The organism is Moorella sp. E308F, assembly GCF_006538365.1.
Classification (GTDB): Bacteria; Bacillota; DSM-521; order Neomoorellales; family Neomoorellaceae; genus Neomoorella.
The window spans coordinates 158,373-171,800 of sequence record NZ_BJKN01000003.1 but is presented as its reverse complement, the minus strand read 5'-3'; the positions used below and the strand labels follow the sequence as shown (position 1 = coordinate 171,800).

The 13,428-nt window shown below is 55.8% G+C and carries 13 protein-coding genes; all 13 read right to left on the bottom strand.

From position 1 onward, the window contains the following. Positions 1–181: 181 nt before the first annotated feature. The 13 genes from uppP to rpmA all read right to left on the bottom strand — a co-directional run bounded on the left by uppP (position 182) and on the right by rpmA (position 13,407). Entirely contained in the window at positions 182–967 is a 786-nt protein-coding gene (gene uppP / locus E308F_RS13535; protein WP_141265450.1) for an undecaprenyl-diphosphatase UppP, read from the bottom strand. 108 nt (positions 968–1,075) lie between these two features. After that, complete coding sequence (locus tag E308F_RS13530; protein ID WP_141265449.1) at positions 1,076–1,747, bottom strand: ComEA family DNA-binding protein; 672 nt, start codon at positions 1,745–1,747, stop codon at positions 1,076–1,078. A 246-nt stretch (positions 1,748–1,993) separates the two neighbouring features. Further along, positions 1,994–3,442, bottom strand: a complete 1,449-nt coding sequence (locus E308F_RS13525) for a sodium:proton antiporter (protein ID WP_172613955.1) — start codon at positions 3,440–3,442, stop codon at positions 1,994–1,996. A 232-nt stretch (positions 3,443–3,674) separates the two neighbouring features. Further along, positions 3,675–6,164: a leucine--tRNA ligase gene (leuS, locus tag E308F_RS13520; protein ID WP_141265447.1), complete on the bottom strand. Its 2,490-nt coding sequence runs from the start codon at positions 6,162–6,164 to the stop codon at positions 3,675–3,677. Between the two features lie 131 nt (positions 6,165–6,295). Then, positions 6,296–6,643 (bottom strand): ribosome silencing factor, encoded by a 348-nt coding sequence (gene rsfS, locus E308F_RS13515; RefSeq protein WP_141265446.1) that lies wholly within the window; start codon positions 6,641–6,643, stop codon positions 6,296–6,298. Between the two features lie 3 nt (positions 6,644–6,646). Continuing rightward, the gene (gene yqeK, locus E308F_RS13510) at positions 6,647–7,213 is read right to left on the bottom strand and encodes a bis(5'-nucleosyl)-tetraphosphatase (symmetrical) YqeK (RefSeq protein ID WP_141265445.1); all 567 of its coding nucleotides are present in this window, start codon (positions 7,211–7,213) and stop codon (positions 6,647–6,649) included. A 77-nt stretch (positions 7,214–7,290) separates the two neighbouring features. Continuing rightward, positions 7,291–7,536 carry an RNA recognition motif domain-containing protein gene (locus E308F_RS13505; protein WP_141265694.1) on the bottom strand — a complete coding sequence of 82 codons (246 nt, stop codon included), beginning with the start codon at positions 7,534–7,536 and terminating at the stop codon, positions 7,291–7,293. 45 nt (positions 7,537–7,581) lie between these two features. Further along, positions 7,582–8,235: a nicotinate-nucleotide adenylyltransferase gene (nadD, locus tag E308F_RS13500; protein ID WP_141265444.1), complete on the bottom strand. Its 654-nt coding sequence runs from the start codon at positions 8,233–8,235 to the stop codon at positions 7,582–7,584. Positions 8,236–8,272: 37 nt separating this feature from the next. Further along, positions 8,273–9,529 (bottom strand): glutamate-5-semialdehyde dehydrogenase, encoded by a 1,257-nt coding sequence (locus tag E308F_RS13495; RefSeq protein WP_141265443.1) that lies wholly within the window; start codon positions 9,527–9,529, stop codon positions 8,273–8,275. A gap of 32 nt (positions 9,530–9,561) precedes the next feature. After that, positions 9,562–10,698: a glutamate 5-kinase gene (gene proB, locus E308F_RS13490; protein ID WP_141265442.1), complete on the bottom strand. Its 1,137-nt coding sequence runs from the start codon at positions 10,696–10,698 to the stop codon at positions 9,562–9,564. Between the two features lie 386 nt (positions 10,699–11,084). Continuing rightward, positions 11,085–12,356, bottom strand: coding sequence for a GTPase ObgE (obgE, locus tag E308F_RS13485; RefSeq protein ID WP_141265441.1), 1,272 nt, complete (start codon positions 12,354–12,356; stop codon positions 11,085–11,087). A gap of 137 nt (positions 12,357–12,493) precedes the next feature. Beyond that, a complete protein-coding gene (locus E308F_RS13480; RefSeq protein ID WP_141265440.1) occupies positions 12,494–13,030 on the bottom strand; it encodes a Spo0B domain-containing protein in 537 nt (178 codons plus the stop codon). Positions 13,031–13,137: 107 nt separating this feature from the next. Continuing rightward, entirely contained in the window at positions 13,138–13,407 is a 270-nt protein-coding gene (rpmA, locus tag E308F_RS13475) for a 50S ribosomal protein L27 (protein WP_172613671.1), read from the bottom strand. Between the last annotated feature and the right edge of the window lie 21 nt (positions 13,408–13,428).

The window sequence follows — 13,428 nt, the reverse complement described above, 5'->3', positions numbered from 1 at the left end:
TTCAATCCACCCTGATTAGCGCCTTTACTTGCTCCCAACATTAGGATAATAATAAAGCCGCTATCTTAAAAATGATAGCGGCTTCATCGCCTTGTAAGCACCATTGCTTACGTTATTTTATTTTGTTTTTATTATAATTACCTGGAACCCCAATGTCAATAAATAAAATTTCTTAGCTATTTTAGCGGCGTAACCATAAAACAGCTACCACCAAGGCGGCCAGGCAAATACGGTACCAGGTAAATAGGAGGTAACTGCCGTGGCGCAAGTACTGGAGCAAAAACTTGATGGCTAAAAAGCCGACGACGGCTGCCGTCAGAACCCCCAAGATAAAGGGCAGGTTGATAGCAGCCAGGGTTAATTCCTTTAACTGCAGCAGGGCTGCCCCGGCAATAATCGGCACCGACATGAGGAAGGAAAAGCGGGCTGCCGTCTCGCGCTGCATCCCGGTAAGGAGCCCGGCGGACATGGTAATCCCGGAACGAGAGACGCCGGGGATTATGGCCAGTGCCTGGGAAATACCAACAATAATGCTGTCAGCCAGGGTAATATCATCCATTTGCCGGGTCTTTCGACCCACCCGGTCGGCCCACCACAGGCCAATACCCATCAAGGTAAGGGTTAAAGCAATGAGCTGGGGCGAGCGGAAAACCGTCGCGGCCTGGTCTTCCAGGAGATAACCAAAGATGGCCCCCGGGATGGAGGCAACAACCAGGTACCAGAAGAGGCGGCCGTCCTGGCTCCTGGGTTGAAACAAGCCGCAAACAACCAATTCTATAAGGTCTCGCCAGAAATAAGCTACCACGGCAATCAGCGTACCCAGGTGCAAGGCGACATCAAAGGTTAAGCCCGGGTCGGGCCAGCGGAAAAACCAGGGAAGCAAAACCAGATGGGCAGAACTGGAGATAGGCAAAAACTCGCCAAGGCCCTGGACCAGGCCCAGGACAATGGCCTGGATGTAGTTCATTCTCATACTCTCCTTAGAATTTAGTCACATAGCAAGTTTATCTTCACCTTCCCCCCGTGTCAAGTATTGCCGTCCTGTTACCCGTGTGTCAAGAATCAACACAGGTGGTCAATAAACAGTTATCAAATCCTTGAGGTCGTTGAACCTGCCCGGCCCGATACCGGAGACATTCTGCAGGTCTTCAATAGTCCGGAAGGGGCCTTTCTGGTTCCGGTAGTCGATGATGCGCTGGGCCAGGGTAGGGCCTATACCAGGTAAACTATCCAGCTCCGCCATGGTGGCGGTGTTAATATTTACCTTACCGCCTGTCTTAGCAGTATCGCCGGCAGTGCCTCCCCCAGAAGTTACCGGGCCGGAAAAATTGCTACTACCACCTGCCGGCCCTGCCTCGCCCTGGCGGGGAACAATCACCTGCTGGCCGTCATTTAAAGGCGCGGCCAGGTTCAGGGCATTAGGATTGGCCTCCGGTAATAACCCTGCCAGGCTGACTGCTTCGTTGACTCTGGCTCCGGCCTTGAGCTCGTAGACACCGGGCCTCTGCACCGCCCCGGCTACGTGGACCTGGATGGTCGGTGGTTTGGAATCGTTAGCCCCCTGGTCCTCAGCGGCAGGTTTGTCCCCGGTAAGAGCCGCCGCGGCTTTATCTCCCGGCACAACCCGGGGCAGCTCTTTTGCCGCTTGCCGTTCCTGCCAGCGGCCGTACTGGAGACCGGCGCCGAAGAGGAAGGCCGCCACCAGGGCTGCGGCCAGCCAGCGCACGCGGCCGTCCCATTCCCACACTTCCTATCACCCCGGTAAAAAGTTCTTACTCAATTAAAAATACGACTAGAATCGTCTTTTTCCTGCCATTGGCGCCATATTCTACCACTAATAGATATCAAAAAGTCCCCTCGCAGGGGTACGAAGCTGCCAGTAACCACCATCTGCTAACGTGGTACCGTCAGGGGAAGTAAATGGATAAAGCCGGTGCTGGAGCACCGGCTTTATCCATAAAAGCTATTACCTGCATGGCAATCCTGTTAAGGGTTAACGGAAAAAGAGGAGGGTGTCCAGGATAAACAGGGGAATTAAAATACCCATCGACCAGGCCATATAGCCGAAGAAGCTCGGCATGCGGATGGCATTCTCTTCCGCTATGGAGCGCACCATAAAGTTGGGAGCATTACCGATATAAGTATTGGCCCCCATAAACACCGCCCCACAGGATACGGCCAGCAACATCTTGGGAGCTACTATCCCTACAGTGGTCGGCACGCCGCTGGCGGCTCCCAGGCTAGCGGCAGTGGTCAAAAACACCAGGTACGTGGGAGCGTTATCCAGGAAGCTGGAAAGGGACCCCGTGGCCCAGAAAAACTGCGCCGGGTGGGTTAAGCCCAATTCCGCACCACGGGCGTGGAGGATGGCCAGGGCCGGGATCATGGTCATGAAGATACCGGCAAAAAGGGTGGCCACTTCCTTGATGGGGCCCCAGGTGAAGCGATTATCTTTGCGAATAAGCTGGGGAGTAGTTTTTAGAGACAAGAAGGCTGCCAGGAGAATGGCCAGGTCGCGGATTATATTGGTGTAAGGCAGTACCACTGCTTCTTCCCCGTGTCTAAACAGGGTGATGCCGTAAAGGGTACCTGTTTTCAGATCGGCAAAGGCAGGGTTCTTGGCCAGGATGCCGCTGGTAATAACCGCAGCAAGAACGATGCCGAGATAAATAAGATTGTGTAACCCCTCTACACGCAAGGGTTCCCGCTCGTTCTTCAGTTCCGGGACGCTTTCTTTACGGTAAAAGTAACTATCCAGGATATAATATAAGGCCAGGAGGATAATTACATTAAATCCCATAGGAACAATTAATCGCATTGTCCAGAAGAAGGGAACGCCCCTTAAATACCCGAGGAACAGGGGCGGGTCACCCACGGGTGTCAGGGAGCCGCCGATATTGGATACAAGGAAGATAAAGAAGATAATTATATGGGCCTTATAACGCCGCCACTCGTTGGCCCGGATCACCGGCCGGATCAGGAGCATGCTGGCTCCCGTCGTTCCCACCCAGCTGGCCAGGGCGGTGCCTACCAGGAGGAGCAATACGTTAACGGCCGGAGTTCCCTGCAAGGTCCCGCGAAGGATAATTCCTCCCGAGACTACAAATAGGCCAAAGAGGAGAATGATAAAGGGCAGGTAATCAAGCAGGTATACTTCCAGGGCCTGGAAAAAAGCAGTCCCGCTGCCGAAGGCGATTAAAAAGGGAATAAAGAAAACCAGGGCCCAGAACGCGCTTACCTTGCCCATGTTGTGCTCCCACCAGTGGACGTTAACCAGGGGGAAGATAGCAATGGACAGCAACATACCTACAAATGGCAGTACGCTCCACCAGGGTAAAAGATGGCCCAATTCATTTCCTCCAGATGCCCAGGCCACATCGCTCAAGGCGAGAAAAGAACCGAACACCAGCAGCACTAACTGTAGAATTCGTTTAAGAGACATCCCATCCATCCTTTCTCCAGTTTCCCTCGCTACGCGCAACATTTTAACCTAACTAGAGCCATTTTTCCAGCCTTTTTGACGAAAACAGGGCAGGAACCGTTGATACCTTCTTTTACCCATGGGGTGGGATACCGCCTTTTATAATCACGCCCTGTGCTGGAAGCCGGGAGGGTCGCAGGTAGACCTGTGACTGCCCTCCCGGAGCCTACCAACCTTGATGGCCGGATCGCTTTCAACTCGCCCGGCGGGCTACGACATTGACCAGCTTATCCGGCACCACAATAACTTTAACCACTTGCTGGCCGGCAAGCAGGCTGGCCACTTTTTCCCTTTTTAAAACAAGCTTCTTAACTTCTTCTTCAGGCAGCCCTGCAGGAACCTGCACCCGGTCCCTAACTTTACCGTTGATCTGCACCACCAGGGTTACCTCTTCCTCCACCAGGGCATCAGGGTCAAAGGCAGGCCAGGATTCCAGGTGGACGCTCTCCCGCCCTCCCAGGCCCTGCCATAGCTCCTCGGCAATGTGGGGAGCAAAGGGGGCCAGCAAGGTTATTAACTTCCGCAAAACCTCACCCATCAGCGGCAGGTTTTGTTCATTTTCAGCAACGGTGTCCTGGTAACGGTAGCAACCGTTGACCAGTTCCATAATGGCGCTGATGGCCGTGTTAAAGTTAAAGCGCTGCTCGATATCCTCGGTAACCTTCTTGATGGTGGCGTGGAGGAGCCGCCAGAGCTCGCGGTCGGCAGGAGTTTTCACCGCGGGGGTGCCGCCAGCCCGGCGGACGGCATCGGCGTAAGCAGCAACCAGACGCCAGACCCGGTTTAAAAAGCGGTAGCAACCTTCCACCCCCTGGTCGCTCCACTCCAGGTCCCGCTCCGGAGGGGCGGCAAAGAGGATAAAGAGGCGGGCGGTATCGGCGCCATAGCGCTCTATTATTTCTTCCGGGCTGACAACATTCCCTTTGGATTTGGACATCTTGCTGCCGTCCTTTAAGACCATCCCCTGGGTCAGGAGGTTCTGGAAGGGCTCCTCAACCCCTATCAGGCCAAAGTCGTACAGGGCCTTGGTAAAAAAGCGGGCATACATGAGATGGAGGATGGCATGCTCCACCCCGCCGATATACTGATCCACGTTCATCCAGTAATCAACCTTATCCCGTTCAAAAGCCCGCTCCTGGCTGCGGGGGCTGGTGTAGCGCAGGAAATACCAGGAGGAGCAGACAAAGGTATCCATGGTGTCCGTCTCCCGCCGCGCCGGGCCGCCGCACCGGGGACAGGTGGTGTTGACAAACTCGGGGCAGTTCTTTAACGGCGATTCCCCTGTCGGTTTAAACTCCACTCCCTCGGGCAGGATGACCGGCAGATCTTCTTCGGGTACGGGTACCAGGCCGCAGCTATCGCAGTAAATCATGGGTATGGGCGCGCCCCAGTAACGCTGGCGGGAAATCAGCCAGTCCCGCAGGCGGTAGTTCACCCGCGCCCTGCCTTTACCTGTACTCTCCAGGTATTCAGTAACCTTATGAATGCCCTCCCGGTTAGGCAATCCGCTGAAGGGACCGGAATTGACCATGATGCCGTCCTCAACGTAGGCGGCTGTCATGGTAGCGCCGTCAATTTCCTGCCCCTGGGGCTGGATAACAACCTTGACCGGCAGGTTGTACTTGCGGGCAAATTCGAAGTCCCGCTGGTCATGGGCCGGCACCCCCATGACCGCCCCGGTACCGTATTCCATGAGGACGTAGTTGGCAATCCAGATGGGCACCCGCTCGTTATTGACCGGGTTTATGGCATAAGCACCGGTAAAGACGCCTTCCTTTTCCTTCTCGGTAGCCGTCCGGTCCAGATCACTCAAATAGCGAGCCGCCTGGACAAATTGGTCTACTTCCTTTTCCTGGGGTTTCCCCGCTGCCAGTTTCGTCACCAGGGGATGTTCGGGAGCCAGGACCATATAAGTAACGCCGTAAAGGGTATCCGGGCGGGTAGTAAATACCGGTATTTCCTCGCCACTGCCTTCCACCCGGAAAATAACCTCGGCACCGGTACTCTTGCCGATCCAGTTTTCCTGCATGATTTTAACTTTTTCCGGCCAGCCGGGCAGCTTTTGCAGATCGTTCAAGAGCCGCTCGGCATAAGCAGTGATGCGGAAAAACCATTGTTCCAGGTCTTTGCGCATGACAGGGGTATGACAGCGCTCGCAGGCGCCGTCAACTACCTGCTCATTGGCCAGGACCGTGGCGCAGGAAGGGCACCAGTTGACGGCGGCTTTTTTACGGTAGGCCAGGCCGTGCTTGTACATCTGCAGGAAGAGCCACTGGGTCCAGCGGTAGTAGCTGGGATGGCAGGTAGCTACCTCCCGGTCCCAGTCGTAGCTGATACCCATGGCATGGAGCTGGCGGCGCATGTTGGCAATATTGCTCCAGGTCCACTCCGCCGGCGGAATCCCCCGGTGGATGGCCGCGTTTTCCGCCGGCAGGCCAAAGGCATCCCAGCCCATGGGATGGAGGACGTTGTAGCCCCGCATGCGTTTAAAACGGGCGACAACATCACCAATGGAATAATTGCGTACATGCCCCATGTGTAAATTTCCGGATGGGTAAGGGAACATCTCCAGGCAATAATACTTGGGTTTGCTGCTATCTTCCGTTACCCGGTAAAGGTCGCTTGCTTCCCAGCGGCGCTGCCATTTGGGTTCAATTTCCTTGAAATTATACCTTGCTTCCATAACCAGTCACTCCCAAAGTTTACCCTAAAATAACTGCGCACCAAACTGGCATTGCTCGCTCCAAACAAATGCCAGCCCTTTATTTTAATCCTTTCTGCTGGGTACCGCAAAAGCGGCATAGCTATCTTGTGCTAAACGGCATCTATTTTAATCACCCTGGCATCCCGCCAGAGGCGTTCCAGGTCGTAGAAACGGCGCTCTTCTTCCTGGAAGATATGTACCACCACCGCGCCAAAATCGAGTAAGATCCAGCGGGCGGCATCCCAGCCTTCCCGGTGCAGGAGCTTTACCCCGTTTTCCCTCAGGAGTTCCTCTACCCGGCCGGCAATGGCCTGAACCTGAGTTGCCGATGTACCGCTGGTGATAACAAAGTAATCGGCAATGAGGGTAATACCTCTAAGGTCCAGGATTACCGGTTCCAGTCCCTTTTTTTCAACTATTGCCCTGGCCGCCAGCTCAGCTACCCGGGCTGCATCCATTAATTAATAACCTCCCCTGGCCAGTAAAATGTAGTTGCGCGCCTCCACCGTGGCCGGATGGAGGGGCTGTTCTTTATCCAGGATGTAAATAATACTCGCTTCAAAGGCTTTCAACAAAGCTGCCTCCAGGTCAGTTGCTGCTATTTTGCGAAGAGCATTGACACCGGCAAACTGGCGCCCGGGTTCAATGACATCCGCCAGGTATATAATTTTATCCAGCGGTGTCATGGCCGGTGCCCCTACCGTGTGTCGGGCCACCGCCTGGAGAATGGCTTTATCGGTTATCCCCAGCTCCCGTTCCAGGAGCAGGGCTCCCACGGGGCCGTGGAGTAAAACGGGCAGTCGCCTTTCCAGATCACAGGTTATGAGCCCCGCAGTCCCGGCCAGGTCCAGGAGCTGTTCCGGCGGTAAATCTCGAGCATAATCATGTAACAGGCCCGCCAGGCGGGCCTGTTCCGGGTCAATACCATTTTTTACTGCCAGTCCGGCTGCGGTATCAGCTACACCCAGGCTGTGGCGGTAACGCCCTGCGGGCAGCCGAGCTGCTAGAAGCTGCAGGTATTTTTTCACTTTTTTAACCTCCGCCTGGCAGCTAACAAAAACCCCCTATTTTTTTTAAAAATAGGAGGTTAAACTCAATCCGGGTCTTACGAACGGGCCCGGGCTTCGTTGACGGTTAAGACGCGATTACCAAGTTCGGTACCATTCATGGCAGCGATCATGCGGTCGGCATCGGCATCGTTAACTTCAACGAAACCGAAACCCCGGGACCGGCCCGTCTGGCGGTCGGTAATAATCCGCGCGCTCAACACTTCGCCGTGGGCCGCAAACGCCCTGGCCAGTTCTTCCTCAGTTGTGGCCCAGGGAAGGTTGCCCACATACAGGGTACGCACCAATGCACTTCACCTCTTCTTCGATGTTAGTAGTAGTATATAGTCCTAGCTCTTTTCATATACGCCACTGTTCCGGGGCCGGTACAACCCCTGGCAGTGGATATATTCTTCTACCGCCTCCGGGAGCAGGTATTTAATCGGTTTTTTATTTTGTACCCGCCAGCGGATATCAGTAGAAGAAATGGCCAGAGCCGGGACTTCAATGAGATGAATACGGTGCCTACCCTCAACCGGTAACATGGGTCTGGACTCCCCTGGCCGGCTCAACTGAAAACCGGGACGCGTGGCGGCAATAAAATGGCACTCTTGGAGGAGCCTGTCGACATCCTTCCACGTCAAGATCTCCAGGATGGCATCGGCACCGGTAATAAAGAAAAGCTGGACCTCAGGGCCGTAAAAGCGGCGAAACTCAAGAACTGTATCGATGGTATAAGAATAGCCCTCCCGGTCAATCTCGCTCCGGGATACTTCAAAGTATGGGTTGCTGGCCGTAGCCAGGACCGTCATCTGGTAGCGGTGCTCCGAATCGGTGACCGGGTAGTCCTTTTTATGGGGAGGTCGCCCGGAAGGGACAAACACCACTTTTTCCAGGGCAAATTCCCAGCGGGCGGCTTCGGCCGTTACCAGGTGACCGAAATGAATGGGGTCAAAGGTCCCCCCCATAATACCTACCCGCCGGTTGTTGTTAAATGTCTTCATAGCTCCCTCCCGGTTCCCTATGTTGTTATTTTAACAATTACTGACGAATCTGTCCACTACCAAAGATAATATACTTAAAAGTTGTTAGCTGCTCCGGACCCATGGGACCCCGGGCATGGAGCTTCTGGGTGCTGATGCCGATTTCCGCCCCGAAACCGAATTCATAACCATCGGTAAAGCGGGTGGAAGCATTGACGTAAACGGCGGCAGCATCAACCCGGGCCAGGAATTCCCGTGCTGTCTGGTAATTGCTGGTGACAATGGCTTCCGAATGTTTGGTGCCGTAGGTATGGATATGCTCCAGAGCAGCTTCCAAGCTGTCGACCACCCGGACGGCCAGGATCAGGTCCAGGTATTCGGTAGCCCAGTCTTCTTCGGTAGCCGCTTCCGCCCAGGGGACAAGTTCCCGGGTGCGTTCGCACCCCCGCAAAACAACCCCCTTTTCCTTCAGGGCCTCCGCCAGGGAAGGCAGGAACTCTGCCGCCACCTTTTCGTGGACCAGCAGGGTCTCCATGGCGTTGCAGACGCCGGGGCGCTGGGTCTTGGCATTGATAACGATGTTTCTGGCCATCTCCAGGTCGGCTGCGGCATCGACGTAGACATGGCAGTTGCCTACACCCGTCTCAATCACCGGCACCGTAGCGTTCTCCACCACCGTCCGGATGAGGCCGGCGCCTCCCCGCGGTATCAGGACATCCAGGTATTCATTGGCCCGGAGCAGCAGATTGACAGCTTCGCGGTCGGTAGTCTCAATTAACTGGATGGCCCCCTCCGGTATGCCGGCGGCCGTTGCCGCCCGGCTGATGACCCGGGTCAGGGCCCGGTTGGAATTAAAAGCCTCGGAGCCGCCGCGCAGGATAACGGCATTACCGGTTTTCAAGCACAGTCCCGCCGCATCTACCGTCACATTGGGCCGGGCTTCATAGATAATGCCGATCACCCCCAGGGGTACCCGTACGCGGCCGATCTGCAGGCCGTTGGGCCGCGTCCACATGGAAGTAACTTCGCCCACCGGGTCGGGCAAAGCTACCAGTTCCCGCAAACTCACGGCCATATCTTTGATGCGCTTCTCGTTTAAAAGGAGGCGGTCCAGCAGGGCCCGGGAAAGCCCCTTTTCTCTGCCGGCAGCCATATCCCGGGCATTGGCCTCCAGGATAAAATCCTGTTCATCCTCCAGGGCCCGGGCCATGGCCAGCAGGGCTTCATTTTTTATACTGGTGTTCAGGTTAGCCAGTATGCGCGCCGCTTCCCTGGCCAGCTTACCCTTGGCCTGCACTTCTGCGGCTACATTCATGGCAGCCACTCCTTTGTATATGAGATGTAAGTTCAAACCAGGACTATCATGTTATCCCGGTGTACGATCTCATCGTAATCTTTATAGCCTAAGATTTCGACAATCTCCTTCGTTTTCCTGCCCTGGATGCGGCGAATGGCCTCGGCCGCATAGTTGGACATACCGCGGGCAATTTCCTTGCCGTCCGGATCGATTATGCTGATAATGGCTCCCTGGTCAAAGTCGCCGTAAACGGCCACCACACCCCCCGGTAAAAGGCTTTTTCCCCCCCCGCATATGGCCCTGACGGCCCCGGCATCCACCTGGACCTGGCCCTGGATCCCCGGGCCGTAGGCCAGCCAGCGCTTACGGGTATGGGTGCGGTGTTCCCGGGGGATAAAGATGGTACCCACTTCTTCCCCCCGCAGGACGGCGCTGATTCTTCCACCCTCCAGGCCGCTGGTGATCACTACCGGGATGCCGAAGCTGGTGGCCAGCCGCGCGGCCTGGAGCTTGGTGGCCATGCCGCCGGTGGACCAGGTAGAACCGGCCCCCCCGGCCAGGGCTTCAATCTCCGGCGTAATTTCTGTAACACACCGGAGTAAAGTGGCATCCCTATCAGTCAAGGGGTTAGAGGAAAAAAGGCCGCCGATATCCGTCAACAGGATTAAAATATCGGCGTCAACCAGGCCGGCCACCAGGGCCGCCAGGGTATCATTATCACCAACCCGGATTTCGTCCACGGCCACGGTATCATTTTCATTGACTATGGGTACCACGCCCAGGTGTAACAGGGTGGCCAGGGTGTGGCGGGAATTGAGGTAACGGCGGCGGTCGGCCAGATCGTCCCGGGTTAAAAGGATCTGGGCTACAAGCAGCCCGTAATCGCTGAACAATTTTTCATACATATGCATGAGCAAGCCCTGGCCCACGGCGGCAGCGGCCTGTTTTTCCGGCAGTGTCCGGGGTTTTTCCTTCAATCCCAGGCGACCCATGCCGGCCCCCACGGCCCCGGAAGTAACCAGCACAACCTGGCGGCCGGCATTGACCTGGTCTACCAGTTCCCGGACCAGGCGCTCCATGCGTTCGAGGTTTAATTTGCCTGTTTTATGGGTCAGGGTGCTGGTGCCTACTTTAACTACCAGCCTGCGGGCCTGTTGTAGAGCCTCGCGGCACTCCCTCTCCGTCAAACCCGTCACTCCTACTAAAATAAGGTTCTATCAAAAACGGCGATTGCTGGTTGATCTGTACTCCAGCTTTTTGGGGTGTGGGGGTACAGGCTTCAGGCTCCGGTGGTTCTCGGCTAGCAAACTTTACGCTCAGCCTTGCTCGGCGGCGGGGGTGGCCTGGCTTTATCTCTTTGCACAATCATTACGGGGCGTGGTACTTCTCATCCTTGAAGCTACGTTACGATCCCCATCCCGTTCACCGCCGCCTCGCTGCGGCTTTGCGTAAGTATCTTACGCCTCGAACCAAGTCGCCTTCCGCCTGTACCCACCACCCCCTTGCCTGGCATTATCCCCCTCGCTTCCGCCAGATACCATCTTTATTCATACCTTTTGGGCATTCAGTACCTTTATTCCTCTTCCCTGTACTCAAATTCATATTTACCTATTCTTACCGTAGCGCCGGGGAAGACGCCAGCCTGGCGCAGGGCGGCTTCGAGGCCCTTCTGCTGCAGGTAGACCTGCAGGCGGCGCACGGCTTCGTCGTTATCCAGGTAAGTCATGGCTACCCGGCGCTCGATTTCTCTATTTTTAACCAGGAAGACGCTCCCTTCCCTGGTGATTGTTATCTCTTCCGGGGTAAAGGTTGTCACCTTTTCTTCCCCTGGTTCCAGCAAAGGTGCCGGCGGTGGCAGGTTTTTGAGCATGCCTGCCAGGTGGTAAAGGAGGGCCTCAAGGCCGGCACCGGTAGCGGCGGCAATGGGAAAAATAGGGTAAGCATCGCTAAAGCGCTCTTTAAGGTAAGCCACTTTTGCTTCCCCGCCTGGGATGTCCATTTTGTTGGCGGCTATTACCTGGGGCCGCCGGGCCAGTTCCGGGTTATAGTGTTCCAGCTCTTTATTGATAGTTTGCCAGTTATCCAGGACTTCTTCGGCCGGTAAAGATACGTCGAGGACGTGGACCAGGACCCTGGTGCGCTCGATGTGGCGTAAAAACTTTAACCCCAGGCCGGCGCCCTGGTGGGCACCTTCAATAAGGCCGGGTATGTCGGCCACCACAAAGGAGTTTTCATCATCTACCCGAACCACACCGAGAACGGGAGTCAGGGTGGTAAAGGGGTAGTCGGCAATCTTGGGCCGGGCGGCGGATATACGGGAAAGCAGGGTTGACTTGCCGGCATTGGGCATGCCGATGAGGCCGACATCGGCCAGCAGCTTTAATTCCAGGAGCAGCCAGCGTTCCTCCCCGGGTTCGCCCTTCTCGGCATAGGTAGGTGCCCGGTCTGTCGGTGAAACAAAGCGGGCATTCCCCCGGCCGCCGCGGCCGCCGGTCGCCACCACGACGCGCTGGCCGTGCTCTACCAGATCGGCAAGGACCTGTCCGGTAGCGGCATCCCGGACTACCACCCCTACCGGCACCCGGAGGATGAGATCCGGGGCACTGCGGCCGTGTTTATTTTTCCCTTGACCGTGCTGGCCCCGCTCGGCCCGGTAGTGGGAGCGATAGCGGAAATCGACCAGGGTTCTTAAAGACGCATCGGCTTCCAGGATTACGCTGCCGCCGCGGCCGCCGTCACCGCCGCTGGGGCCGCCGCGGGGGACATATTTCTCCCGCCGGAAGGCGACGACACCATTGCCGCCGTCGCCGCCGCGCACGTAAATTTTGGCTTCGTCGTAAAACAAGGGGATAGCGCTCCTCCGAAAATAACTCTATCGCAGGCTGGCATTGTCTTGCTCGCTCCTGACAAAAGCCAGCCCGCTTGCTTTTTCATTAATTGCCAAAAACAGCGAGTAACGTCATGGGCTACTCCGGCCCCTCACTACCCGCTCCTCAAAAGCAGTCCCATTTCTCCGGTTTCCGGTTGCCAGGTGAAGGGTACCTGGTGGCTACCGGCCAGGTCGGCCAGGTGTTTTACGGTTCCGGCAGGGACTGCTGCCGGAACTCCGACTTTAAAGGATAGGTAATAGCCTTCCTCCTGCTCAATAAGGCTAACCTGAAGGGTATTCCCTTCACCGGCCAGGGCCAGGGCCAGGTCCCAGGCTGCCTCCCAGAGGGCGAGGGCTACATTATTATCCATGGTCAGGTTCTCCATCATGGTATGTACTGCTATTGTCAGGGTTATACCCCTGGCAGCTACCTGTTCCATTTTAAGAAGGCTTAGCAGGGCCAGATCGGGTTGTTTCAGGCGCATGAGCCGGCCTAACTGCTCCAGCTCTGCATTAACCTCTTGCAAATATGTTAAAGCCCGGTCATATTTTTGTAACTGGAGATAGCCGGATATTACCTGCAGGTGGTTCAAGATATCGTGTCTTTGCGAGCGTAGCAAAGATATTACTTCTGCGGCCTGCCAGGTCATGCCAGACACCTCGCCCCTTATTATTTTCGCACATTCACCTGCCGTGGTCCCAGGCGCTGACGGGCCGGTCCATAGCAGAAACCCCTGGAAATTTCCAGGGGTTCTTTTTAACTGGCATAAACGCTTACTTGTTTCTTCTCGCGGCCTTTACGCTCAAAACGGACTATGCCGTCAATCAGAGCAAAAAGGGTATCGTCTTTGCCAATTCCAACGTTCAGGCCCGGGTGGATCTTGGTACCGCGCTGGCGCACCAGGATGTTGCCGGCCTTAACAAACTGGCCGTCCTGTCTCTTTACTCCCAGGCGTTTGGCCTCACTATCGCGGCCGTTCCGGGAACTACCTACACCTTTTTTATGGGCAAAAAGCTGTAAATCCATCATCATCTCGCCCACCCCCTT

Excerpts from the sequence above, each read along its gene's own strand:
- uppP (WP_141265450.1), bottom strand. The coding sequence starts at position 967 with ATGAACTACATCCAGGCCATTGTCCTGGGCCTGGTCCAGGGCCTTGGC.
- E308F_RS13525 (WP_172613955.1), bottom strand. The coding sequence starts at position 3,442 with ATGTCTCTTAAACGAATTCTACAGTTAGTGCTGCTGGTGTTCGGTTCT.
- leuS (WP_141265447.1), bottom strand. The coding sequence starts at position 6,164 with ATGGAAGCAAGGTATAATTTCAAGGAAATTGAACCCAAATGGCAGCGC.
- rsfS (WP_141265446.1), bottom strand. The coding sequence starts at position 6,643 with ATGGATGCAGCCCGGGTAGCTGAGCTGGCGGCCAGGGCAATAGTTGAA.
- nadD (WP_141265444.1), bottom strand. The coding sequence starts at position 8,235 with ATGAAGACATTTAACAACAACCGGCGGGTAGGTATTATGGGGGGGACC.
- E308F_RS13495 (WP_141265443.1), bottom strand. The coding sequence starts at position 9,529 with ATGAATGTAGCCGCAGAAGTGCAGGCCAAGGGTAAGCTGGCCAGGGAA.
- E308F_RS13480 (WP_141265440.1), bottom strand. The coding sequence starts at position 13,030 with ATGACCTGGCAGGCCGCAGAAGTAATATCTTTGCTACGCTCGCAAAGA.
- rpmA (WP_172613671.1), bottom strand. The coding sequence starts at position 13,407 with ATGGATTTACAGCTTTTTGCCCATAAAAAAGGTGTAGGTAGTTCCCGG.